At 47.9% G+C, this 21,963-nt stretch carries 25 protein-coding genes; 11 read left to right on the top strand and 14 right to left on the bottom strand.

The window, feature by feature from the left end; all coding sequences use genetic code 11:
* Positions 1–250: 250 nt before the first annotated feature.
* Positions 251–595, bottom strand: coding sequence for a translation initiation factor eIF-1A (eif1A, locus tag JW968_02785; GenBank protein MBN1385884.1), 345 nt, complete (start codon positions 593–595; stop codon positions 251–253).
* Between the two features lie 113 nt (positions 596–708).
* Between eif1A and JW968_02780 the strand changes: the two genes are divergently transcribed.
* The 3 genes from JW968_02780 to sppA are packed head-to-tail and all read left to right on the top strand — an operon-like array spanning position 709 to position 3,331.
* Entirely contained in the window at positions 709–1,188 is a 480-nt protein-coding gene (locus JW968_02780; protein MBN1385883.1) for an RDD family protein, read from the top strand.
* Entirely contained in the window at positions 1,185–2,258 is a 1,074-nt protein-coding gene (locus JW968_02775; protein ID MBN1385882.1) for a hypothetical protein, read from the top strand. The genes JW968_02780 and JW968_02775 overlap by 4 nt, the downstream gene beginning before the upstream one ends.
* Entirely contained in the window at positions 2,255–3,331 is a 1,077-nt protein-coding gene (gene sppA / locus JW968_02770; protein ID MBN1385881.1) for a signal peptide peptidase SppA, read from the top strand. The genes JW968_02775 and sppA overlap by 4 nt, the downstream gene beginning before the upstream one ends.
* Before the next feature lie 3 nt (positions 3,332–3,334).
* Here sppA and JW968_02765 read toward each other — a convergent pair whose 3' ends face one another.
* Together JW968_02765 and JW968_02760 are read right to left on the bottom strand one after the other, a co-directional pair.
* Complete coding sequence (locus tag JW968_02765) at positions 3,335–4,516, bottom strand: hypothetical protein (protein MBN1385880.1); 1,182 nt, start codon at positions 4,514–4,516, stop codon at positions 3,335–3,337.
* 54 nt (positions 4,517–4,570) lie between these two features.
* Entirely contained in the window at positions 4,571–4,921 is a 351-nt protein-coding gene (locus tag JW968_02760; protein MBN1385879.1) for an OB-fold nucleic acid binding domain-containing protein, read from the bottom strand.
* Positions 4,922–5,066: 145 nt separating this feature from the next.
* Here JW968_02760 and lonB point away from each other — a divergent pair, with 145 nt between their 5' ends.
* The 5 genes from lonB to JW968_02735 all read left to right on the top strand — a co-directional run bounded on the left by lonB (position 5,067) and on the right by JW968_02735 (position 9,415).
* Positions 5,067–7,190: an ATP-dependent protease LonB gene (gene lonB / locus JW968_02755; protein ID MBN1385878.1), complete on the top strand. Its 2,124-nt coding sequence runs from the start codon at positions 5,067–5,069 to the stop codon at positions 7,188–7,190.
* Between the two features lie 104 nt (positions 7,191–7,294).
* Positions 7,295–7,453, top strand: coding sequence for a hypothetical protein (locus tag JW968_02750; protein ID MBN1385877.1), 159 nt, complete (start codon positions 7,295–7,297; stop codon positions 7,451–7,453).
* A gap of 101 nt (positions 7,454–7,554) precedes the next feature.
* Positions 7,555–8,265, top strand: coding sequence for a hypothetical protein (locus tag JW968_02745; protein ID MBN1385876.1), 711 nt, complete (start codon positions 7,555–7,557; stop codon positions 8,263–8,265).
* Positions 8,266–8,417: 152 nt separating this feature from the next.
* Positions 8,418–8,897: a permease gene (locus tag JW968_02740; GenBank protein ID MBN1385875.1), complete on the top strand. Its 480-nt coding sequence runs from the start codon at positions 8,418–8,420 to the stop codon at positions 8,895–8,897.
* Positions 8,894–9,415: a hypothetical protein gene (locus JW968_02735; protein ID MBN1385874.1), complete on the top strand. Its 522-nt coding sequence runs from the start codon at positions 8,894–8,896 to the stop codon at positions 9,413–9,415. Before JW968_02740 ends, JW968_02735 begins: the two co-directional genes overlap by 4 nt.
* Here JW968_02735 and JW968_02730 read toward each other — a convergent pair.
* Positions 9,402–10,385 (bottom strand): bifunctional N(6)-L-threonylcarbamoyladenine synthase/serine/threonine protein kinase, encoded by a 984-nt coding sequence (locus JW968_02730; GenBank protein MBN1385873.1) that lies wholly within the window; start codon positions 10,383–10,385, stop codon positions 9,402–9,404. The genes JW968_02735 and JW968_02730 overlap by 14 nt on opposite strands.
* Before the next feature lie 144 nt (positions 10,386–10,529).
* On the opposite strand from JW968_02730, the gene thiE reads away from it, so the two are divergent.
* Complete coding sequence (gene thiE, locus JW968_02725) at positions 10,530–11,159, top strand: thiamine phosphate synthase (protein ID MBN1385872.1); 630 nt, start codon at positions 10,530–10,532, stop codon at positions 11,157–11,159.
* A gap of 21 nt (positions 11,160–11,180) precedes the next feature.
* Positions 11,181–12,119, top strand: a complete 939-nt coding sequence (thiL, locus tag JW968_02720; protein ID MBN1385871.1) for a thiamine-phosphate kinase — start codon at positions 11,181–11,183, stop codon at positions 12,117–12,119.
* 8 nt (positions 12,120–12,127) lie between these two features.
* Here the strand turns inward: thiL and JW968_02715 are convergent, their stop codons facing one another.
* Both JW968_02715 and JW968_02710 read right to left on the bottom strand, forming a co-directional pair.
* A complete protein-coding gene (locus tag JW968_02715; GenBank protein MBN1385870.1) occupies positions 12,128–12,958 on the bottom strand; it encodes a hypothetical protein in 831 nt (276 codons plus the stop codon).
* 172 nt (positions 12,959–13,130) lie between these two features.
* Positions 13,131–13,280 carry a hypothetical protein gene (locus JW968_02710; protein MBN1385869.1) on the bottom strand — a complete coding sequence of 50 codons (150 nt, stop codon included), beginning with the start codon at positions 13,278–13,280 and terminating at the stop codon, positions 13,131–13,133.
* Between the two features lie 93 nt (positions 13,281–13,373).
* Here JW968_02710 and JW968_02705 point away from each other — a divergent pair, with 93 nt between their 5' ends.
* On the top strand, positions 13,374–14,093 hold the full coding sequence (locus JW968_02705; protein ID MBN1385868.1) for a hypothetical protein: 720 nt from the start codon (positions 13,374–13,376) through the stop codon (positions 14,091–14,093).
* Between the two features lie 10 nt (positions 14,094–14,103).
* On the opposite strand, the gene JW968_02700 is transcribed toward JW968_02705, so the two are convergent.
* The 8 genes from JW968_02700 to JW968_02665 all read right to left on the bottom strand — a co-directional run bounded on the left by JW968_02700 (position 14,104) and on the right by JW968_02665 (position 21,932).
* Positions 14,104–14,274: a hypothetical protein gene (locus tag JW968_02700; GenBank protein ID MBN1385867.1), complete on the bottom strand. Its 171-nt coding sequence runs from the start codon at positions 14,272–14,274 to the stop codon at positions 14,104–14,106.
* Between the two features lie 105 nt (positions 14,275–14,379).
* Complete coding sequence (locus tag JW968_02695; protein ID MBN1385866.1) at positions 14,380–15,792, bottom strand: hypothetical protein; 1,413 nt, start codon at positions 15,790–15,792, stop codon at positions 14,380–14,382.
* Positions 15,785–17,188: an AAA family ATPase gene (locus JW968_02690; GenBank protein MBN1385865.1), complete on the bottom strand. Its 1,404-nt coding sequence runs from the start codon at positions 17,186–17,188 to the stop codon at positions 15,785–15,787. Before JW968_02690 ends, JW968_02695 begins: the two co-directional genes overlap by 8 nt.
* Positions 17,181–18,173: a hypothetical protein gene (locus JW968_02685; protein MBN1385864.1), complete on the bottom strand. Its 993-nt coding sequence runs from the start codon at positions 18,171–18,173 to the stop codon at positions 17,181–17,183. Before JW968_02685 ends, JW968_02690 begins: the two co-directional genes overlap by 8 nt.
* 9 nt (positions 18,174–18,182) lie before the next feature.
* On the bottom strand, positions 18,183–18,587 hold the full coding sequence (locus tag JW968_02680; GenBank protein MBN1385863.1) for a hypothetical protein: 405 nt from the start codon (positions 18,585–18,587) through the stop codon (positions 18,183–18,185).
* 167 nt (positions 18,588–18,754) lie between these two features.
* A complete protein-coding gene (locus JW968_02675; protein ID MBN1385862.1) occupies positions 18,755–20,434 on the bottom strand; it encodes an iron hydrogenase small subunit in 1,680 nt (559 codons plus the stop codon).
* Positions 20,422–21,537 carry an SLBB domain-containing protein gene (locus JW968_02670; protein MBN1385861.1) on the bottom strand — a complete coding sequence of 372 codons (1,116 nt, stop codon included), beginning with the start codon at positions 21,535–21,537 and terminating at the stop codon, positions 20,422–20,424. Before JW968_02670 ends, JW968_02675 begins: the two co-directional genes overlap by 13 nt.
* Positions 21,525–21,932, bottom strand: a complete 408-nt coding sequence (locus tag JW968_02665; GenBank protein MBN1385860.1) for an NAD(P)H-dependent oxidoreductase subunit E — start codon at positions 21,930–21,932, stop codon at positions 21,525–21,527. Before JW968_02665 ends, JW968_02670 begins: the two co-directional genes overlap by 13 nt.
* Between the last annotated feature and the right edge of the window lie 31 nt (positions 21,933–21,963).

Raw genomic sequence — 21,963 nt, 5'->3', positions numbered from 1 at the left:
CTGCTCGGGGAATGTCAGCTTTGGATTGGTTTTAACAGGGACTTTGAAGCCACTAACCCGAGCGTTAGCAAGATTCCGGACAGAGCCGCCTGTTGTCAGCTGGCTTTGGATGCAGGTTTCTTGTCAGGATATTCTCAGGATATGTCGGGCAGCATACCTATGATTTCTGATCAGATTATGGTCAGACTGAGTTTCTCTTTTGATAATTGTATGTTCTATCATGCCAGAACTGATTGCCTGTTTATCTATCTCAGAACTCTTCAAACTCTGCTAGTTTGTTCAGATATCCTTTCTTCTTCAGGAAATCTATCTGGGTATTCCTGTACTTGAATATGACATCCCCTTTGTCATCTGCTGAGAATTCCCAGGGTTCTACTATTATGAGGTCACCTTCTCGCACCCATAGCTTTCTCTTGAGCCTTCCTGGTATCCTGCAGACCCTGTCCTTGCCATCCAGGCAGCGCACCTTCATCCTGCTGCCTCCAAGCCTCTGCTCTACAATGCCGAAGGTCTCAGGGCTTTTCGGAAGCTTTATTCTCCTGATTTCTGACTCAATCTGTTCCTGCCTTGCCTGTTCTTCCTTTTTTCGGCTCATGGATAGCCTAGAAATTCGGTTTATTTAAAAATTTTTGCCAAATAAGGCCTTTTAGGGCCGGTTTAAGGCTCTTTTCAATAAAACTTAAATATACATCAGCTTTTTTTTGGGTGATGGAAGTTGAAAAAGAGGTTGGTTCAGCCGGTCCAGTGTCGGCTGGCATTTTCAGGAGATTGCTGGCTTTTGTGGCAGATATCTTCATTGTTGACATATTCTTCACAACTCCCTTCAGATCAATGCTGACAGAAAGGATTCCTGACAGGTCATTTGCTGCAGTGAAGAGCATGACCCTTGATCCTGTCCTTCTGATGATAGGGATGCTCATCTTCCTTTTCTTTTTCATTTATGCATTCATCCTCCAGTTTAAGCTTGGTCAGACTGTCGGCCAGATGCTGTTCGGGCTCAGGGTCATTTCTCTGGAAAATGCCCCGCTTACTGCCTGGCAGGTTTTCATCAGGAACATCTTCCTCATACCGGTTTTCCCGATATTTTTCCTCTGGATATTTGACCCGCTCCATCTTATCTTGAAGAAGACGAGACTCTGCGAGATGATGTCAAGGACCCAGACAGTCGAGCTAGGAGGGAGATTATGAGAGGGCTTAAGTTCTTTTCTTTGGCAGCTATTATGTTCATGCTTATGTCTGTCTCTGCGCTGGCTGCTTATGACTATCAGATGGATTATGTCTGCGAAGATGATGACTGCAGGCAGGGCCATCAGATAACCTGGATATTCACTTACAAGAATCACGGCGGGAAGGTCCTGGCCCTGTATAAGATAAACCTTAAGACACCTTCTGGGTCATCGATAGCCCATTATGAGGATATCTTCGAGATTGCGCCCAGCGAGACAAGGACTCTCAACTTCACTTCAGTCCTGCCTGCACCTAATACAGACAATGAGGTGGTTTACAATATCTGCTTCACCAGGAAAGTCGATTATGATGACTGGTGGGCTCTCGGGTACGAGGTCAACAGGTCAGAGTTCATCGATAAGAATCTTGAGTTCTGCTATGATGACAACTACACCCTGCCTGTCAAGCCGGCCAATTATTGTCCGGGTACCCTGTATTGCGGGGATGATGAGGTATGCATCAATACCCGCTGCACGAAGCTGAACTGCTCCGAATGCCAGTTTCCAAGGAACCATTCCTGCCATGACTTTGAGTGCTGCACCCCGGGGATGTGCAATGATGCGTCCACATGCATCAACAACACCTGCACCCCCCTTGTCTGCAGAGATAATGAGGTCATAATGGACCATCATTGTGTCGATATGGAATGCACCCCTGATGAATATAAGTCAGGTTTCTTCTGCATAAAGCTCAACTGCGCTGACGATGAGAAGGCCGTGGACCACAGGTGCATAAAACTGTACTGCGGAAAGAGACAGGTCATAAAGGACCATGAATGTGTAGATGTGCTGTGCCATTTTTTCCAGAAGGCTGAAGACGGGTCATGCAGGACAGATTATTTCAGGATTGCCTTTTTGGCCCTAATTGTATTGGTTGTCGTCATATCCCCTTTCATATTGATTAATCATAAGAGGAAGAATGATCTCTATCGTCATCAGAGGCACTGCCCGAAATGCGGCGCTGTGCTCGGGCCGAGGGATTCTTTCTGTTATAAATGCAGATATGATCTGAAATCAGGTGAGAAATTATGAAGAAACAGAATGTCCGGAAACTAAAGCCTGCAGATAAGTCTGAGGTTGGATCTGTTGTTAAGTCACAGGTAAAGTCTGACGCTAATCAAGAGGTCAAATCTGTAGAGGATCCTTATAAGGATATACCCGAGGAATACAGGCCTGCGCCTGCTGTGAAGGATGTCAGGTCCGGGGCTAATTCCCGGAAGTGGGGCACTGTTTTGTTGGTCATCATACTGCTTTCAGCATTCAGTTTCATGCTGTCAAGCTGCATCCAGATGTTCTCTGTGCCGGATCGTGAGGGTAATGTCGCGCTCATCCCGATAAAGGGGGTCATCGCGACCAGCGACGGGGGTTTCCTTGACGAGAGCACTGTCCTGTCTGATGATGTCATCAGGCATATCGAAGACGCGGATGAGGATGACACGATCAAGGCAATTGTGTTTGAGATTAATTCTCCTGGAGGAGGCGCTGTCGCCTCTGAAGAAATCGTCAGGGCAGTGGAGTCTGTAGGGAAGCCTACTGTGGCATGGATCAGGGAGTCTGGGACCTCAGGCGCTTACTGGATCGCCTCTGCAGCTGACCATATAATCTGTTCCCCTATGTCAATAACAGGGAGTGTGGGTGTCATCTCTTCATATCTCGAGTTCTCCGGGCTCATGGAGAGATATAATGTGAGCTATGAGAGGCTTGTCTCTGGTGAATATAAGGATGCTGGAGTGCCTTTCAGGAAGCTTGGGGACAATGAGAGGTTTTATCTCCAGGATGCGATTGACATGATACATGCTATGTTCCTTGATGATGTCGCAGAGAAGAGGCAGCTGAGCGATGATCAGATCAGTGAGATTTCATCAGCAAAATTCTATATCGGCAAGCAGGCTCTTGAGCTTGGCCTTGTCGACCAGCTCGGCTATAAGGAGGATGTGGCGGATTATTTGGGGGCAGAGCTGAACCTGACTGTCGAGTTCAGGAGGTTTGAGACCAGGCGCACCTTATTCGACACATTGTTCGATGTATATTCAAGAAGGGGGTATTATGCAGGGGCAGGTTTCGCAGACAGGCTTTCCGGCAGCAGTGCGGTCGTAAGGACTTAGGGATCAGACCCTGCTCATGTTTGAGAGAAGGAATGCCACGAATATTATCAGGACAGCCCCTATGAACAGGCCGAGCAGCACAAAGACCAGCAGGCCGCCGCCTGTGCACTGGTGGTTCACTGTTTTCTGGAGGGCTCCGCAGTTGAGCTTGACGCATGTGTGATGCTCTGCTTTCTCATCCTCTGCGCAGTTCAGCTTCACGCATTTGTGGTTTGATATGAATTCATCATATGCGCATATGAGCTTCTTGCACTCGTGATTGAACACATACTCGTCATCATCGCATTGGAGCTTGACGCATCCTCCTTCTGTCGCAAGCTCATCGTCTGCGCATTGCAGCTTGATGCATCTGTGCCCTGATGCATACTCATCCGGCGCGCATTGCAGCTTGATGCACTCATGGTTGCTCGCATACTCATCATCGCCGCAGTTCAGGGGCATGCAGAAATGGTTCTCTGCCCTCTCGTCATAGCTGCATTCGAGCCTGACGCACTCGCCGTTTGACAGGTATTCATCAGTCCTGCATCCTGATACGCATCCGTGGTCTTCCGGGTGTTCCAGTGTGCCGCAGGACAGCTTCTGGCATCTGTGCTCATCGCATACCTCATCATAAAGGCATTCTGAATCCTTGCAGCAGTCATATTCGAAGCATTTTCCATTGAGATAATACTGGCAGTATCCGCACCCGCTTGCCTGGCAGGTATTGTCCACGCATTCATACCCATATTCGCAGTCAGTGTCGAGCATGCATTCCCCTTCGAATTCCTCGACAGTGAGGTTGAGGTATTCTGGCGCGCAGAGGGTGCTCTCTGTCTCGTCTATCTCTATGACTAGGCAGGGCTTGTAGAGCACTTTGTCGCCCTGGTCTGGCGCAGGCACTGTGCCTGAGAATGATGATAATATGCTTTCCTCGGGATTCAGGAATCTGTTTATTCCTATCTTCTGCGCAATAACTGCATCCTTAGAGTTCACGAGCTGGATGCTCTTGATGGTGAATCCGACTTCAGCATCATTGACGAAATTCACTTCCCATTTTATGAAATCATTGGCTGTGCACCTGTTTTCATAGCATTCATACTGTATTGAGATCCCGCCGGATGCCTGAATTGCCAGTGAGAAGAATATCAAGAGAGAGATTATGGGCATTGATAACTTATGCTCTGTCTTTCTGTGCTGCGGGTTCATGGTTCATGTTGAGATATGTTTATTTATATAGTTTGTTGCCTGATTATGCTGATGTTACTGCCTTGATATCAGCCTTATCTCGCTCGCTATCAGCTCATCTTCGCCATTGTATTCATCCAATGTGCCCCTTATCTCGATCCTGTCCCCTTTTTCTAATGGCAGGGGATAGCTGTCAAACAGTATTATCCCGAGTTCAGTCTCTCTTTTGAGTGTTATGAAGCTCATGTTGCCGTTTGAGCTTATTGAATCTATGACTCCTTCTGCTCTCATTTCGCTTCCATAATCCAGCATTTCCTTGTTTTCATAGTCCTTTATGCTCTCGCTTGTGGCTCCTGTCACAAGCAGCCCTATAAGTCCTATGATGCTTCCGATCAATGCACCTTTCAGCAGCAGTTTCTCATCCATATCAATCCCGGAATATGGGGGTTATCCTGCAATATAAACGTTTTTCAGGAAAACCCGGAAATATTGCATTTTTGCTCTGTTTTTTCGCTGTTCTCTTGACTTATTCTGCATAAAATTTAAAAATGCACCTCTCGTTCGCAGGGTGATGGCAGGCAAAATTGTCAAGGGAAAGGATTCTAAGAATGTCTCAAGGAAGCCTGTAAAATCTTCAGTCCGTAAGGCAAAGCAGGGATCCAGGAATGTCAAAACCAAGGATAGTAAGCCCAAGGATGGAAAGTCCAAGGGTGGTAAGTTCAAGGATCCCAAATCCAAGAATGTTGTTTCCAAGGGTGCTGCATCTGACAAGGCACTGCCGCAGGATGGCAAGGTGTATGAGATTGTGGATGAGTCTGACCTAGGCATTGAGTTCCAGACAACCAAGGATATTGAGCTTTCCAAGACCATGATAGGCCAGGTGATCGGCCAGGATGAGGCTGTCAGGGTCATAAAGAAGGTCGCAAACCAGAGGAGGCATGTCCTTCTTATAGGCGAGCCTGGGACAGGGAAGAGCATGCTTGGTTTGGCCCTCGCAGAGCTGCTTCCCAAGGAGAAGCTCATGGACATAGTCTCCTTCCCGAATCCCAATGATGAGAACCAGCCTTTGATAAGGACTGTCGCTGCTGGCCAGGGCAGGGAGATTGTCAATCAGGCAAGGTATTCATCGATGGGGCTCATGCGCAACCAGAACGTGATCCTTTTTGTTCTCTTGGTTGTGTTCTCACTGCTTCCCTGGTGGGCATGGCGTACAGGATATCTCCCTGATGTCGTCTATGCCGCTTCTCTCATCGCCTCCATGATGTTCCTCATCGGCATAATAATGATAATGAACATCGGCAAGAAGATGAACACCAAGACTCTTGTCCCTAAAGTCATTGTGGATAATTTCAATAAGGAGCAGGCCCCTTTCATGGATGCCACTGGCGCTCATGCCGGAGCCCTGCTCGGAGATGTTCTCCACGATCCTTTCCAGAGCGGCGGTCTCGGGACTCCTGCGCATGAGAGGGTTGTCGCCGGGATGATACATAAGGCCCACATGGGTGTCCTTTTCATAGATGAGATAGCGACTCTCCAGCCTCATACCCAGCAGGAGCTGCTGACCTCCCTGCAGGAGGGGAAATATTCGATAACCGGGCAGAGCGAGCGCAGTGCAGGCGCCATGGTCAGGACAGAGCCTGTGCCGTGCAGGTTCATCCTTGTCGCAGCAGGAAATCTTGAGACAGTCAAGCATATGCACCCTGCGCTCAGGTCAAGGATAAGGGGCTATGGCTATGAGGTCTACATGAATGAGACGCTTCCTGATACGCCTGAGAACAGGAGGAAGATTGCAGTCTTTGTTGCCCAGGAGGTCGACAAGGACAAGAAGATACCTCATTTCTCGAGAGAGGCTGTCTCGCAGATACTCAATGAGGCGAGGAAGATGGCTAACAGGAAAGGGCATCTCACATTGAGGCTGAGAGAGCTCGGTGGGTTGGTCAGGGCTGCAGGTGACCTGGCTGTTGAGAAGAATGCCCAGATTGTCGAGAGGAAGCATATCCTGGAAGCTTTGAAGATTGCCAGGACGCTCGAACAGCAGATAGCTGACAAGTACATAGAGCGCAAGAAGGATTATGAGGTCATCAAGATAAGAGGCAGGACAGTCGGGAGGGTTAACGGACTGGCTGTCATGGGAAGCGGAAGCGCCCTGTCTGGGATAATACTCCCTATCGAGGCCCAGGTGACTTTCGGCGGCAAGGAGAACCAGTTCATTGCGACCGGCAAGCTGGGGACAATTGCAAAGGAGGCTGTGAAGAATGTCTCTGCTATCGTGAAGAGGTATTTCGGCGAGGACATCAAGGGCAAGTATGATATATATGTCCAGTTCCTCCAGACCTATGAGGGTGTTGAAGGGGATTCTGCATCTATAGCTGTCGCCACAGCAGTGATCAGCGCCCTTAAGGGGATCCCTGTGAAGCAGAATTTTGCGATGACAGGCTCCCTTTCTGTGAGGGGGGAAGTCCTTCCTGTCGGGGGTGTCTCATCCAAGGTTGAGGCAGTTGCTGAGGCAGGCATCAGGAATGTGATTGTGCCAAGGTCCAATATGAAGGATATTGTGCTTGAAGCAGAGACGCTGAAGAAAATAACGATCATACCTGTTGACACACTGAGCGAAGTCCTCGAGCAGGCCCTTGAGTGGAGAGGCAGGCAGAAGATCCTTGATCAGATAATCGAAGCAAGAAAAACAGCAAAATAACTTCCTGTCTGGAATAGCTCATTCTCACATTTCTAGCACATCCTTAATTGTTCAGGGCTCTCACAGCAAAATATTTATATTGACAATCCGATTTCTGGCCTGATATGAAGCTTTCAGATCTTAAGGAATGCCCTGATTGCGGCAGCCCTGATGTGGCTTACAGCAAGAAGGATGATGAGCTGGTATGCAGGGAGTGCGGTCTTATCCTGAATGAGTTCCCTCCTGAATTAGAGAAGAAGTTCAGGAAGTCGCACACAAAGTGAATTGATAAGATTCATCACTGCAGGAATACAAATTCTACTCATGATCATGCTGTTTAATGCCAGAAAACTTTTTATATGATGCCTTAAGATTCACTTGTATCATGAAAATTCAGGAGATCTTCAGTGTCAAAAGGATTGCATTCCTCGGGCTGTTCATTGCAGTGGTGTTTGTTGCGAACAGGCTCAATTTCTCAAGCGTGATAGGATCAGAAGCCCAGTACTTCACTCTTTTCCAGTTTTTCGGTCCTATTGCAGGAGCTTTTCTAGGCCCTGTTTTTGGTGCGATATCTGTTCTTGGGGCGCAGATTGCCGATTACCTGATATTCGGCAAGGCATTCACCCTGATAAACATGATTAGGCTGACCCCCATGGTATTTGCAGCGATATATTTTGGTTCAAAGAGAAGATACATCGGCATTGCTGTCCCTCTTGTCTGCATGGCTCTGTTCATCGCTAACCCGACAGGGAGGGCTGCATGGCTTTATGCGATGTTCTGGTGGATCCCAGTCATTGTCAAGATCCTCCCAAAGAGGTATTCTGACAACCTTCTGCTGAAGAGCCTGGGATCGACTTTCACTGCCCACGCAGTCGGGAGCGCTGCCTGGATGTATGCTGTGCCTATGGCACCTGAGCAGTGGCTGATGCTTATCCCTGTTGTTGTCATTGAGCGCCTCGCATTCACTTTGGGCATCACAGGTTCTTATGTTGTGTTCAATGTGGTCTTGGATAAGATGAAGGCCTCATTCAGGGTTCCGCAGGATGTATTGAGCATTGACAGGAGATACACCATTTCTTATCTGCTTAAGTCCTGATCCGGTTTTTGGCTTATCTGGTTTTGGAGATGTGGATTATTCTCTCTATCTCTTTCTCTTCATTTCTTTCTCTCTTTCGCTTTATTTTTCTCTCTTTCTCTTCCTCAGAGCATTAGATAAACTTTTTAAACACATATTTGTTTTAGTTGACGATGATTGTGCCGATAATTTTTAATATTGTTGTCTTTACAGTGCTTGTTTGCTTCTTCAGGCGTGATAATAATAAGACAAATGAGTCACTGCGCCTGGCCTGGAGATCTTTCCAGAAGATATTCCCTCTGCTGATAATAGTGATACTTGTCCTATTGTTCATCCAGAAGCTGTTTTCTTATGAAGGCATTATTACTGAAATTTCTGCCAATCCCGGCCTGAAGGGCTATGTCCTCGCTGCTTTGCTGGGTGCCATTGTGCATATCCCAGAATTCATCACATTCCCGATTGCAGGCCAGCTCCTTTCAAGCGGTGTCAACCCTGGTTTTATCGGTGTTCTGATAACAAGCCTGATAATGGTGCACTCTTTCAGTCTCCCTATAGAGATCAAGGAGATGGGCTGGCGTTTCGCTCTTGTGAGGAACAGCCTTGGCCTCGTGGCTGCTATATTAGTAGGTGCGATTATCGGGGTGGTATATTGATCCATAGGATGAAGAACCACCATCACAAGGCAATTCTGACCATGATAATTGCAGTCATGCTTGTGACAATGCTGAAGTGGCCTGATTTTTACAGGAGCATGATTCTGGAGGCGGATTTCAGCCATCTTCTAATGATATTGTATTTTCTCCCAGGATTTTTCATCCTGATGGGCCTTTTTGAGGTATGGGTCCCTAAGGAAGCTGTTGTCAAGCGCCTGGGGAAGGCTTCTGGAGTGAAAGGGGCTGTCCTGAGCTTCATGCTTGGCACTGTCATGCTCGGACCTCTTTACCTGGCTTTTCCCTTGGCAGCTGCCATGAGGAAGAAAGGTGCCAGGCTCCTGAATGTCGCATTGTTCATCGGTGCCTGGTCCACTTTCAAGTTTGTGGAGGAGATATTCGAGCTCTCATTCCTCGGATTCAGGTTCCTCCTGTTAAGGCTCATTGTCTCTGTGCCTTTTGTCATCGCTATTGCATTGATAATCGAGAAGACGAAGTTCCTGGATTCTATCGCCAGTTGACTTTGATGTCATCAGTCCTTTCATAAGGGTCTATCCCCCATGAGCCATGATCCATATTGGAATTCCCTGCTTCATGCTCGAGCATGCCTAGCCAGGCTATCATCGCCCCATTATCTACATTGAATTGGTTATCGAGCACAAAGCATATGGCTCCCCTTTCCTTGCACATCTTCTGCGCCATATCCTGGAGACGTTTGTTGCACGCCACTCCTCCGCCGAGGAGCAGTTCTTGTTTGCCTGTATGGGCCATAGCCCTCTCGCTCACCTCGACAAGCATTGCATACACTGTCTCCTGCAGGCTGTAGCAGATGTCTTCTATCTTGTGCTCTCCTGATTTTGCTTTTTGCTTGACATTTGTGAGAAGCCCGCCGAAGCTCACATCCATGCCCTTGACTCTATAGGGCAGTTCGATGTAGTTCTTGCCTTTCAGGCCGAGATCATATATTTTTTTGCCTCCTGGGAATCCGAGCCCCATCGATCTGGCGAATGCATCAAGCAAATTGCCTATCCCGATGTCAAGCGTCTCTCCGAATACCCTGTATTTCCCTGCTTCATATGCTATGACCTGGGTATTTGCCCCTGATGCATACAGCAGCACTGGATCCTTAGCCTTTGTCAGAAGTCTCCCTATCTCTAGATGTGCGACACAATGGTTCACCCCGACAATCGGCACTCCAAGCCGGATTGCCAGTGATTTTGCAGCCACTGCCCCGATCCTGAGCGTATGTCCTATTCCCGGGCTTCTTGAATAAGCGATCAGGTCAATATCCGCAAGCGTGATTCCTGCTTGGGAGAGTGCTTTATTGATGACTTCATCACATGCCTGGATGTGGTGTTCTGCCACATCTGAGGGTATCATGCCGCCTTTCTCTGTTGTGAAGGAATCCATGGCATTTGCAAGGACTTTCTTCCCTTTGACGATCCCTGCTCCGAATGTGTGTGCTGTACTCTCTATCCCTAGGCATATCATGCATTGAAAGAGCTAAGGGCCCTTTATATTATTTATGAAATCATTATAGATTATTCATGAAATCGTTATTTCCATGTATCTACAGAATTGAGAATTCATTGAAAATACATAATTTTTATTAATCATCACCTATTCTGTTGTCTAATGGAATTTGATTTCCCGGCAAGGCTTTATTGCATAACTGACACTGAATTTTGTGCATTGCCCCTCTATGATCAGGTCCAGAGGATGCTTGAGGGCGGCGCCAGGATTATTCAGCTGAGGGCGAAGAATATCAGTCCTGAAGACCTCGAGTCTGAAGCTCTTAGGCTGCGTCATCTCACAAGGGATCATCATGCAACTTTCATCATCAATGATTATCCTGAGTTGTGCGAGAAGGTTGATGCAGACGGGGTCCATCTTGGTCAGAATGACCTGTGCAGCAGGACTTTTCATGAGATAAGGGAGATAATCGGTGGCAGGATTTTAGGGGTTTCCTGCAGCGAGATGAAGCATGCTCTTGCGGCTAAGGAGGGTGGCGCTGATTATCTTGGGGTGGGTCCGATCTATGGTACAGTAACCAAAGGTGATGCTGGTCCTCCTGTCGGCATAGGGCTGGTAAGGGAGATCCATTCAGCTGTTGGTCTGCCGATTGTCGCTATTGGCGGCATTGATTATTCGAACATGTCCTGTGTCCTGGAAGCAGGCGCCAGCAGTGTGGCCATGATATCTGCGATATTGAATGCGCCTGACATAAGTTTCCAGATCAGGAAGTATCTGGAGCTGATTGGGTGAACAGGAAATGGGGTTGCTGGGATGAGCGGCAAGATAAGGGATGAGGTCCATCTTTTGGAGAGCATTAAGAGGAGGCCCAGGAACAGGGATGTTGTCGTCGGCATTGATGATGATGTTGCTGTTGTGAGGTCATCAAGGAAAAGCGAGTTCCATGTGTATACGACCGATATCCTAATTGAGGATGTTCACTTCTCCAGGAAGTATTTCACTCCTGAGCAGATAGGCATGAAAGCTATCGAAGTCAATGTTTCTGATATTGCCGCAATAGGGGGCACCCCTGAATATTGCCTTGTCTCGATAGGGCTTCCTGAAGTGGGCCTTGATTATGTCAAGAGCATCTACAAGGGGATGGGCCTGGCATGCAGGAGGCACGGGATCGATATCATCGGCGGTGACACCTCAAAGTCTGAGAAACTGATAATAAATGTCGCCATGACCGGGTCTGTGAAGAAGAAGGATATTTCGCTTCGGAGCACTGCAAGGTCCGGAGACCTTATCTGTGTGACAGGCCATCTCGGGGAGTCAGAGGCTGGCAGGCTTTGCATAAATAGGAAGATAAAGTCATCGCTTGTCAGGCGTCATCTTGAACCAAGGGCCAGGCTGGATTTGTCAAGGAAGATCGCTCCTTTTGCCACCTCAATGATAGACCTTAGTGACGGGCTCGCGACTGATCTCAGGCATATCTGCCGCCTTTCGAAGAAAGGATGCAGGATATACCATTCCTTTGTTCCTGTCAGCGGAGAGCTGATCAGGGTATCTGGGAAGATGGGACTGGACCCGTATAAGCTGGCTCTTTACGGCGGTGAGGATTATGAGCTGCTCTTCACTATCCCTCGGAAAAATCTTGGTAAGATAAGATGCAGATATTTCATTGTAGGGGTCATAACATCCGGGGGATGTGTCCTTTCATACAATAATAAGATTATGGAGTTTGGCCGCGGCTATGATCATTTCAGGTAGGGAAGCATTCATCCTTTCCATTCTTTGAGTGCCTTTTCATATCCTTCCTGGTTTCCGCAGTCATACCATTGGCCGCAGAAGCTGAACCCGAAAAGCTTTTTGTCTTTGGCGATCAGGGGGAATATGTCCTTTTCCATGCCGACATGACCATCAGGTATGAGGTCTATCACCTTTGGTTCGCATATGTAGATGCCGGCATTGATCAGGTTTGAGCTATGCGTGCCCTTTTTCGGCTTCTCTGTGAAGTCGATCACCCTGTCCCCATGGAGGTTTGCGGCCCCGTATTTGCTGGGGTCCTGTACAGTGGTCAGGGCTAAGGTGACATTTGCTTTCTTGTCCCTGTGGAATCTCATGAGGTCGTCTATGTTGACATCCTTGAGCTCATCGCCGTTGCACACGATGAATGTCTCCTTGAGGAAAGGCCTTGCTTTCTTCAGCGGCGCTCCTGTGCCGAGTGGCTCCCCTTCATCCAGATAAGTGATGCTCACCCCGAATCTGCTTCCGTCGCCGAAATAATCCTTGACGTCCTGGGATCTGGGGTTTATCCATATTATCATCTCCTTCACCCCGTACCTTTTCAGGAGGTCTATATTGTGCTCCAGGATCGGCTTGTTCTTGACCAGTGCCATGACCGGCGAGATGTTTGTCAGCGTTCCTTTCAGCCTGTTCAGCCGTCCTCCTGCGAGGATGAGGGCTGTTCCTGCCTTGTCTTTGCCGAGGGCTTTGCAGAGGAGCACTTCTATGGCATGAGACCTGTTCTTGATGGTATATCCATCGACAGAGAGATCCACCTGTCTTAGGATGTCAGATTCAAGAGTCACTGTGATGCGTTCTTTCATGTCTTCTAAAGCCCGATGTGGGTATATAAAGATTTTGTTTTTATATGATGTGATATGAGGGGGTAATATTTGCAGGATTGTACACTTGATCTTATTGCTGGCTTGGATTAATAAATGAATGCTTGGATCAATAAATGAATATTAGGCTGAAAGAATGAAGCCGGATACTCATTTATGCGATGTCATCCACATCTCTGACCATGTCTGCTGAGGACATCTCTATCTTGAGCTCAGCTCTTTTTGCGCAGTAAGGGCACCTTTCAGGCTTTTTCTCCCTTTTCCATTCAAATCTGTAATTGCAGGCCATGCATCTGTATTTCATGAGACTATCTTGGTGTATTATGTATTTAAATGTTTTCTTGCCTTCTTTTGAAAAGATTTATAAAATTCAGCTTAGGAATCAGTATGAGAGGTGATGGCTATTTTTGTGATGATTGAAGGCATGGATCTTGCAGGCAAGGGATTGATTCTGGATTCTATCAAGGATTTCTTCAAAGAGCGTGGCAATGCTGTCTTTGATGCCAGGGAATTTGAGTCGAGGAATTCACGCATCCCCCTGAAGGATGATTTCATCACTTATGATGTCATTGTTTCAGCTGAGCCGACCTTTGCTATGGTGGGCAAGGCGATCCGCGATGAGATCGTACGCAGGAACTCCAGGGATTATGGTGCATTATCGACTGCCATGGCTTTCTCTCTGGACAGGGAGATGCTGTATAATTGCATGGTGATCCCTGCTTTGCAGGCCGGCAAGATGATAATACAGGAGCGGGGCCTGCCGTCCAGCCTTGTGTACCAGCCGGTCCAGGGTGATGGCATGGATATGCAGGATATCCTCAAGCTCCCGGGGAACAAGCTGGCCTTGAAGAATCCGCCTGATATACTCATTATCCTGGTTGCCGAGCCTGATGTTGTGGTTGGGAGGATCGGTGTGAGGAAGAAGCAGGACAAGGCCATATTCGAGAATCTGGATTTCCAGGCGATGATAAAGAAGAGGTATCAGTCTCTCTGGATTAAGGACCTGTTTGAGAAGGCCGGCACCAAGGTGTTTTATATAGACACTACGTCGATAAGGCCTGAAGAGACTGCTGTCAGGGCGCTTGAGATTCTTAAGCAGAATTTAGAAAAAAAATAAAAAAAGGCAATTACTTCTTCTTTTTCTTTGCCTTCTTCTTGGTTGCTTTCTTCTTCACGGCTTTCTTCTTTTTCTTGCCGCCCCTGTTCATCTTAGCCATGGAGACATCTCCCTGCTTGTCGATGAAATACAGGTAGCCCGGTTTCCTCTTAATACCGACTTTTGCAACTTTAACTGCCATTTAGGCTCACCTCTTTTTATTTCCGGCTCTCGCCGGATGAAGGTCACAAAACCGTCGGTATTTAAATATTTTTTGCTTTTTTCCGGTTTCTCCCTCGAGAATCCGTCATTTTTTGTGTTCTTGTAGACGAGAATCAATCTTTTCTATGATCCTGATAAGTTCCTGGTCGCCGCCGTTCCTGTATGCAATGTATAGGTGGGTCCTCGCCCTGGCAAGATCTCCCTGCCTGTAGTGGAGTGCTCCGAGTTGGGTCTGCCAGGCAGCATTTTTTTGGTCTTTGTCGACGGCAATCTGCAGATGCTTCATGCCCTGCTCAGCCCTGCCTGTGTATGCCAGGGAGGTCCCCAGCGCCCCGTGGAAGTCTGCCCCGCTCTTGTCATCTACAGCCCCTGACAGTGCATCTGCGGCATCAAAGTACTGCCTGTTGACAAAGAGGCTCCACCCGTATTCCTGACAGATCCTCATGTTGTCAGGGGCTATCCTGTGTGCAGATTCCATCATCCTGAGCATGTTCTCCTTCTCATCCATGTCTGAATAGATTTTTGCCATCCTGAAATATGGCACGAGCAGATGCCTGTCATGCTTTATGGCCTCACTGTAATGGTGCATGCCGGCCTGCGTGTCCTGTGCGTATATGCCCTGTATGATATGCTCGATCGCAGAGAAAGGCTGGGGTTTTTCAGCTGCTCTTTTGTGGGCTCTCAGTGTATTAAGCATGCTTTCCATCCCAGGTTTCCCCTCTTTCTGGCCGTGCTTCATCATGTAGCGTTCATATGCCTCATTATGGAAAGCAAGAGCTTCAGGGCTTTCGTCCCTCTCGAGTGCTTTGTAGCTGAGCTCAAGCTTCCTCTCAAGGCCGGCGCTTTCCTTGCTCTGTTTCAGATAATATGAGCTTATCTTTGGGTTTATCCACGACTGGATATGCTCCTTTTTCGCATAGCCGGCGCCGGCAAGGCATGCGATCAATGCCAGTGTTGCAGCAGCTCTTCTCATTTTTCTCACCTTCCTTTTTTTTGGATCATTGGCAGCTATTCTCCTGTAGACTCTCTTCAATCCGGCCTCTGCAGTGTCAAGCTCACCAGAGAATCTTCCTTCATTGCCCAGTATGCCTGCAATCTCCTGCATCTGGTTGTAGCATGATTCAAGTTTGTGGATATTCAGGGGCTCTTTCTTTGTTTTCCTGAATTCAGAGGTGGTCTGGCTGAATATTGCTGAAATATATTCCCTTGCTGATGATTGCACTCTGAGGGTATGGGCGTTCATCGAATGGAGCCTCTGCGCCTTGGGATAAAGTCCTGCGTCAAGGCTTTCCTGGAATACATATGCCTCTTGGTCATATCTTCTTATCTCATCGAATCCTGCCTGCTTCCCGAGTGCCTCTCTAGCCTTCTCCAGGTCCATCTCCCCGGAGAACCTGCTCAGCTTGGTCTCATAATCTTCGAGAACAAGATTCTCAAGCTCTTTCCTGAACTCTTCTCTCCTCTGCTCCCACCTCTTCACAAAGCCTGATTTATACATATGATCTGACCTCAGGCTGGTCCAGGATCCCCAATTCTTTCATGCTGAATCTCCTGTATCCGTTGTTCTGTCCGGCCTGGATATGATATGGCGCGCAGATGAACTCTGGTCCAGGTATCCTGTGGTCGATGTATCTTATCATTGATCTGGCCATCCTTGTTGCTGTCCTTCCTGATGCACCCATCCTCCCGAGGTCTGATGATAGCTTCTCGATCACTCCATCATCAGCATGATCCCTGTATGTGCCCAGCTCTTTATTCAGGAGCTCTTTGAAATCTTCCTGGGTGCAGCATCCTCTAACCGGGATCTTCTCTTCTATCCTGTCGAACAGGGCTGTATCTGCAGCGCCAGGCATGTTGCTCGTCAGCAGATAGATATGATTCCCATCATTATTGTGCCCGTATCCTGATATCTGGTTGAGAAGCTCATGCAGCACCTGGACCTCGCCGAAATTCTGTTCCTTGCTCTGCCTGCTGTTCAGCACCATGTCGAAGTCATCGATGATTATGAGGCCTGCCCCGTCAGGTGATCTGGCATCCTCGATCATCCTCCTGATGTTCTCCACTGATTTCCCCATCCACATGGATTTCAGGGAGTTGTCTATGACACCGGGATTGAAGGGCATGCCTTTCATGTCGCAGAGCATCTGCGCATACCCTATTGATGCATCTATCAGGCTTGTCTTCCCTGAGCCGGGAGGTCCGTACAGGAGGATTGACTTTGGCAGTGAGCCTGAATAGATGTTCTTCTGCTGCTCAGGGTCATAGCAGCACAGCCTGCTTATTGTATATCTCAGTGTGTGCACTGCCTCTTCCGCGCCTATGATCTCAGAATAGTCCTTGTGCCTGATGTTTGATGCCTTTTTCTTGTCGCCATTGAATGAGATCCTGATCTTCTCTCTGCCGGTCTTTTTTGTCAGCATCGATGTCTCATCCAGTATCCTTGTCAGGAAATCATCTGTGTATTGCGGCATGCTGTCTGGTCTTCTTCTGGCTCCGTTCATGTAGCCCCTGATTATTGAATCTATGAGGCTGTATTCCCCTGCCTGATAATCGAATGAGAGCTCGCATGTCTCTGGGTCTGCGTCATGGCGCTCTTTAAGGGACCTTTCTGCTGATCTCATGAGGGAATACAGGTTCAGATGATGGTCTTCCTCTATCGTGAGCTCCCTGTTAAGGTCTATCCTGAGGGCCCTTCTGCATCTTTCTTTTATGCATCCCTGCATGCCCAGGAATCGCTCAAACCTTATTATTGACTCAAGCCCATCCTGTCTCATCCTGTTGCTGTAGAGGTTATTGAAGAAGCTCCTGAAGCTGTATATTGTATTGTTCAGCCTCTCGCATGCCTTCTCTGTGGCCTGTGATATCTCCTCTTCACTTATCCTTAGCTCAAGCATCTTTTCCCTTCTTCTTGTTCCTGTCCCTATCGATGATCTTCATTGCCTGATCGATCAGCGTGTCCCTCCCTTTTGCCATATTGTCCTTTATTTTTGAGCTGTAGTCGTCTGCTTTTGTCTTCCCCGGATCCACGAGCCTTGCTGTCGATGGGTCAAGGTGATATTTTGTCACTTCAGCGACGCTCCGGAGGTTCACTTCATATATCCTGCTCAGGTCAGTCTTGAGCGCCTGTATGTTCTGGTAGATGTCCTGTATTGCGCTGAGTGTCTCCTGCCCCTTGACAACATACGGCAGTGATGATTCCACCTCACGCTTGATTAGCCTGCCTGAGTTGAGCGCTGCCCTCGCTGTCTTTGTCAGGCTTCCCATTGCTGACTTGTACTTGTTGAGCGAGCCAAGTGCATTGTCGAGGAATATTATCTCCGCAGCGCATTCTTCCTGCTCCCCTTTCACCCTTTGCCTGTCCTGCTCAAGGCTGAACAGCTCATTCTCTATCTCTAGCTTCAGGGCCTCATCATCGCACCTGTTGTAATCCTCAATGAGGAGTGCGGCCTGCTCTTCGATGTCCTTGCCGACCTTTTCATAGCCCTGCATGCTCCTGCCTGCCACGATCTTGGCCCTTGAGCTTGACATGTAGTGCCCATGCAGATCTTTTATGGACTGCTCTGAATGCGTCACTATCTCCTCGAGGACACTGATGTTGAACTCTAGGTTCGCAACCCTCTTCTCAAGCCTCTTTTTCGGTGTTGTGAGGTTCAGTGCTATCATCACCTTGCCGGCGATTCCTCCGTACTCATTTGCCACACGGTCATATTCTCTCTGGCATTCCTGAAGCACCCTCATGGATTCCTCGAATATCGGGTGGTTCTTCTCCAGGAATGAGGTTGCCGATGTCATCGGTGCCTGGTTCTCTGCATGGAGGATGTCGTATCCATTATCTTTTGATTCCATCTTCTGCCTGACAAATGATGATTGGTATTCCATCTTGTCACCTCAGAACTGTCCCACAAGTTCCCTGATGAATCCTGCTGCCTTGTCATACCTGTCTGGGGGGTTAGCCCCTTCGATGATATGGTTTAGCTGGCTCTTTGCAGGATCAGACAGGGAATTGTACATCCTGAATGCCAGCATCTCCTGTTCCCTGTCAGGCATCTCCTGTATGTATCCTGAGATTGTTTTCACTCTCTCATTAGGTGTCAATCCAGATACATAGTCGTCGACATAATTTCTCTGCTGTGCAGGCGGCATATACCTGCTTACTGCACTGACATCCTGCTGGATATCATTTTTGAACTGCCTCATCTCACTGCTTCCTGAAAAGTGCCCTATATAGAATATCGCTGCACCAAGCACAGCTTTTCCAAGAAAGCTTGTGAATCCTCTTTTTTTGTAGCTCATTTTCCCACCTCGGGTTGGTTATGTTAATCTATTTGATCTGAGGCTAAAAAAAGATTTTTCAAGGATTCATGATAATATTGCAGAGAAATCGGATAATATCTGATCAGCGACGGAAATCTGTTCTAAATAACCTATTTTCTCAATTTTTTTTCGGAAATCAGAAATGATCAGAACTGGCTTCTTTTTGTGTATCTTGTGTGCAATAGCTTCTCTGCCTTCTTGCTGAGAGGATGATCCAGGAATTCTGCATATATCTGTTTGACAATAGGATTTTCGTGGGATTTCCTCAATGGGAGCAGGGCATCCTCTTGGTATAATGCATTCATCCTTTTCTTCAGTATCTCTTGATCCACAGGCAGAGGCTGTCCTCCTCCCCCTATGCATCCTCCGGGGCATGCCATTATCTCTATGAAATGATAATCATCCTTTTTCTTGATGAGCTCACGCGCATGTGCCAGTCCGTTGGCCACTGCAAACCTGTATTCATTACCGTTTATGATTATGCTTCCGTCTTTGATGCCTTCCATGCCTCTTATCTGTTCGAATTCTGTCTTTGTCAGGCTTTTTCCTGTCCCTAATTCATATGCTGTCCTGAGCGCAGCCTCCATGACTCCCCCTGTAGCCCCGAATATCACTCCTGCCCCTGTGGATATCCCGAGCGCAGGATCAAATTCTTCATCCGGCAGGTTCCTGAAGTCGATATTGTGAAGCCTGATGAGCTTTGCAGTCTCGCGTGTTGTGAGCACATAATCCACATCCCCTGAGAGCTCAGGCCTTGTTGACTCGAATTTCTTTGCTGTGCATGGCATTATGCTCACCACAACAATGTCCTTCTCAGGTATCTCCTCTTTCTTTGCATAGTATTTCTTTATCAGTATCCCAAGCATTGTGTGCGGGCTCTTGCATGTGCTCATGTTGGGTATGAGCTCATGATAGAAATGCTCCATGCATTTTATCCATGCAGGGCAGCACGTCGTTATCATCGGGAATGGCCCTCCTTTCTTCGCTCTTTCAAGGAACTCAGATGCCTCTTCCATTATTGTGATGTCTGCCCCGAGGTCTGTGTCAAATACCTTGTCGAATCCGCATCTGTGTAATGCAGCCACCATCTTCCCTTTCACAAGTGTTCCTGGCTCCATGCCGAATTCCTCGCCAAGCGATGCCCTGATTGAAGGTGCGGTCTGTGCGATCACTGTCTTTTTCTTGTCCTTGAGCGCCCTGAGGACTTCAGGGATGTGCTCCCTTTCTGATATGGCTCCGACAGGGCATGCTGCTATGCACTGCCCGCATTTTGTGCATGCCACATCAGCGAGATTATGCTCGAAATAGGGCGTGACATGCTCATGATGGCCGCGTTTTGCAAAATCTATGGCATATGTCGCCTGGACTTTTGCGCATACCTGCACGCATCTCCCGCAGTTTATGCAGAGGTTGTTGTCCCTTATCACAGCATTCCCCAGCTCTGATTCATATGATTTTCTCGGTTCGAATCTGGAGCCGATATTTTCTATGCCGTCGATCATCTGGCATACATTATCATGGCCGGCTACATTGGTGCATTTCCTGTGCTCTGCAAAGAGCAGCTCTGCATTGACCCTTCTCGCCCTCTTGACTTTGTCTGAACTGGTCAGGATCTCCATGCCCTCTTCCGGGTATGTCGAGCAGCTTGTCTTCAGCTTTCCCTTTATCTCGACGACACAGAGCCTGCATCTTGCTTCTGCTTCAAGCCCTTCCTGGTAGCACATCGATGGTATTGAGAATCCTTTTGCTCTAAGATTTATCAGGAGGCTCTTTTGTGCATCGAATTCCATCTCCTTGCCGTCCACTTTCACTCTCATTTTATCAATGCCTCGAATTCTTTCCTGAAATGCTGGAGCCCTGTCTTCAGGTGCTGTGTTGATGTCTGCCCGAGCCCGCAGCTTGATGTCTCTTCTATGACCTCTGCAAGCTCCTGCAGGGTATCAAGGTCCTCTCTCTTCCCTTTTCCCGCCAGCATACTTTCAAGTATCATGACTATCCTGTGGTTGCCTTCCCTGCACGGAGTGCATTTGCCGCAGCTCTCATATTCATAGAATTTTGCGATGTTTGCAGCCAGCTCCACTATTGAGTGCTTCTCATCTGCTGCTATGAAGCTTCTTGATCCGAGCCTGCATCGCATATCACATACCTGTTCTGGTGTCAGTCTCATGTCAGGATCATAGGGTATGACTCCTCCTGAGCATCCTAAGAATGCAGCCTTTATCCTGTTTTTTGGTTTTCCCTGATCCAAAAGATCTGAGAATTTGCTGCCCATATGCAGTTCATAAACTCCTGGCTTTGTCACATTGCCTGATAATGAGAAAAGCCGCAGGTTGGGATCCCAGTCATCATAGAGCACTGCAAGTGGCACATTTGCAAGTGTCTCTACATTATTGACTGCTGTCGGCATCCCGAATAATCCATATGTCACTGGATATGGCGGCTTATTCCTGACTTGGCCCCTTTTTCCTTCTATTGATTCAAGGATTGCTGTCTCTTCTCCGCACACATATGCCCCTCCTCCGACAACGATCTTCACTGGCACTCCGCCTATCTTCGTTATGGCCTTCTCAATATTCTTCTTGAGATATCTGTACTCTCCTCTCAGATAGATCAGCGCTTCTTGGGCCCCTATGCAGAACGCAGCTGTCTGGAGCCCTATGATGGCCGCTTCTGGATTATTGTTCCATATGAACTTGTCCTTGAATGAGCCTGGCTCTCCTTCATCAGAATTGCAGACCGCATATTTTTTCTCGCCAGGCGCATTCCTTGCCATCTCCCATTTCTTGCCTGTATGGAATCCTGCTCCTCCTCTTCCCCTGAGGTCCTTCTTGTTGAGTAGCTCTATCACTCTCTCAGGTCCGAGCTGTTTTGCTTTCTCGAGCGCGCCGTCGGCTTTCTTCAGTATCTGCATCACTTTCACTTTCTGCATTTTTCAAATATCCCCTTCACTTTCTGCTCTGTCAGATTTCCATAGACCTTGTCGTTTATCATCATGGCTGGGGCTTCATTGCAGCATCCGATGCATGATCCTATGTGGAATGAGAAGAGTCTGTCTTTTGTGGTCTCGCCTGATCTTATGCCAAGCTCTTTCTCAATCCATTCTGCTATGTTAAGGCTTCCATTGAGATAGCATGATGGGCTGTTGCACAGCCTTATCACATATTTTCCCTGGGGCTTTGTGTAGATGAATGAATAGAATGAGGCTGCAGCATATAGCTTCACTATCGGGATCCCTGTCTTTTTCGAGAGCTTTTTCATGGCCTCTTCTGAGACATAGCCCTCTTTGTCCTGTATCTTCCAGAATTCATCCAGGATGATGTCCATTACCCACCTCTTTGCTCTGCTATTGGGTATT

Source organism: Candidatus Woesearchaeota archaeon, from assembly GCA_016928155.1.
Taxonomy (GTDB): Archaea; Nanobdellota; Nanobdellia; order Woesearchaeales; family JAFGLG01; genus JAFGLG01.
The sequence above is the reverse complement of the archived record's forward strand: the minus strand, read 5'-3'. Positions and strand labels throughout refer to the sequence as shown.

What these genes read in the sequence shown, in the direction of transcription:
- JW968_02760 (MBN1385879.1), bottom strand. Translation starts at nt 4,921, where the DNA reads ATGGATGAGAAACTGCTGCTGAAAGGTGCATTGATCGGAAGCATCATA.
- sppA (MBN1385881.1), top strand. Translation starts at nt 2,255, where the DNA reads ATGAAGAAACAGAATGTCCGGAAACTAAAGCCTGCAGATAAGTCTGAG.
- JW968_02730 (MBN1385873.1), bottom strand. Translation starts at nt 10,385, where the DNA reads ATGATATGCCTAGGGATAGAGAGTACAGCACACACATTCGGAGCAGGG.
- JW968_02670 (MBN1385861.1), bottom strand. Translation starts at nt 21,537, where the DNA reads ATGCAGAAAGTGAAAGTGATGCAGATACTGAAGAAAGCCGACGGCGCG.
- lonB (MBN1385878.1), top strand. Translation starts at nt 5,067, where the DNA reads ATGGCAGGCAAAATTGTCAAGGGAAAGGATTCTAAGAATGTCTCAAGG.
- JW968_02665 (MBN1385860.1), bottom strand. Translation starts at nt 21,932, where the DNA reads ATGGACATCATCCTGGATGAATTCTGGAAGATACAGGACAAAGAGGGC.
- JW968_02695 (MBN1385866.1), bottom strand. Translation starts at nt 15,792, where the DNA reads ATGTATAAATCAGGCTTTGTGAAGAGGTGGGAGCAGAGGAGAGAAGAG.
- eif1A (MBN1385884.1), bottom strand. Translation starts at nt 595, where the DNA reads ATGAGCCGAAAAAAGGAAGAACAGGCAAGGCAGGAACAGATTGAGTCA.
- JW968_02765 (MBN1385880.1), bottom strand. Translation starts at nt 4,516, where the DNA reads ATGAACCCGCAGCACAGAAAGACAGAGCATAAGTTATCAATGCCCATA.
- JW968_02715 (MBN1385870.1), bottom strand. Translation starts at nt 12,958, where the DNA reads ATGAAAGAACGCATCACAGTGACTCTTGAATCTGACATCCTAAGACAG.
- JW968_02745 (MBN1385876.1), top strand. Translation starts at nt 7,555, where the DNA reads ATGAAAATTCAGGAGATCTTCAGTGTCAAAAGGATTGCATTCCTCGGG.
- JW968_02710 (MBN1385869.1), bottom strand. Translation starts at nt 13,280, where the DNA reads ATGAAATACAGATGCATGGCCTGCAATTACAGATTTGAATGGAAAAGG.
- JW968_02775 (MBN1385882.1), top strand. Translation starts at nt 1,185, where the DNA reads ATGAGAGGGCTTAAGTTCTTTTCTTTGGCAGCTATTATGTTCATGCTT.
- JW968_02750 (MBN1385877.1), top strand. Translation starts at nt 7,295, where the DNA reads ATGAAGCTTTCAGATCTTAAGGAATGCCCTGATTGCGGCAGCCCTGAT.
- JW968_02780 (MBN1385883.1), top strand. Translation starts at nt 709, where the DNA reads ATGGAAGTTGAAAAAGAGGTTGGTTCAGCCGGTCCAGTGTCGGCTGGC.
- JW968_02705 (MBN1385868.1), top strand. Translation starts at nt 13,374, where the DNA reads ATGGCTATTTTTGTGATGATTGAAGGCATGGATCTTGCAGGCAAGGGA.
- JW968_02685 (MBN1385864.1), bottom strand. Translation starts at nt 18,173, where the DNA reads ATGGAATACCAATCATCATTTGTCAGGCAGAAGATGGAATCAAAAGAT.
- JW968_02680 (MBN1385863.1), bottom strand. Translation starts at nt 18,587, where the DNA reads ATGAGCTACAAAAAAAGAGGATTCACAAGCTTTCTTGGAAAAGCTGTG.
- JW968_02740 (MBN1385875.1), top strand. Translation starts at nt 8,418, where the DNA reads ATGATTGTGCCGATAATTTTTAATATTGTTGTCTTTACAGTGCTTGTT.
- thiL (MBN1385871.1), top strand. Translation starts at nt 11,181, where the DNA reads ATGAGCGGCAAGATAAGGGATGAGGTCCATCTTTTGGAGAGCATTAAG.
- JW968_02700 (MBN1385867.1), bottom strand. Translation starts at nt 14,274, where the DNA reads ATGGCAGTTAAAGTTGCAAAAGTCGGTATTAAGAGGAAACCGGGCTAC.
- thiE (MBN1385872.1), top strand. Translation starts at nt 10,530, where the DNA reads ATGGAATTTGATTTCCCGGCAAGGCTTTATTGCATAACTGACACTGAA.
- JW968_02690 (MBN1385865.1), bottom strand. Translation starts at nt 17,188, where the DNA reads ATGCTTGAGCTAAGGATAAGTGAAGAGGAGATATCACAGGCCACAGAG.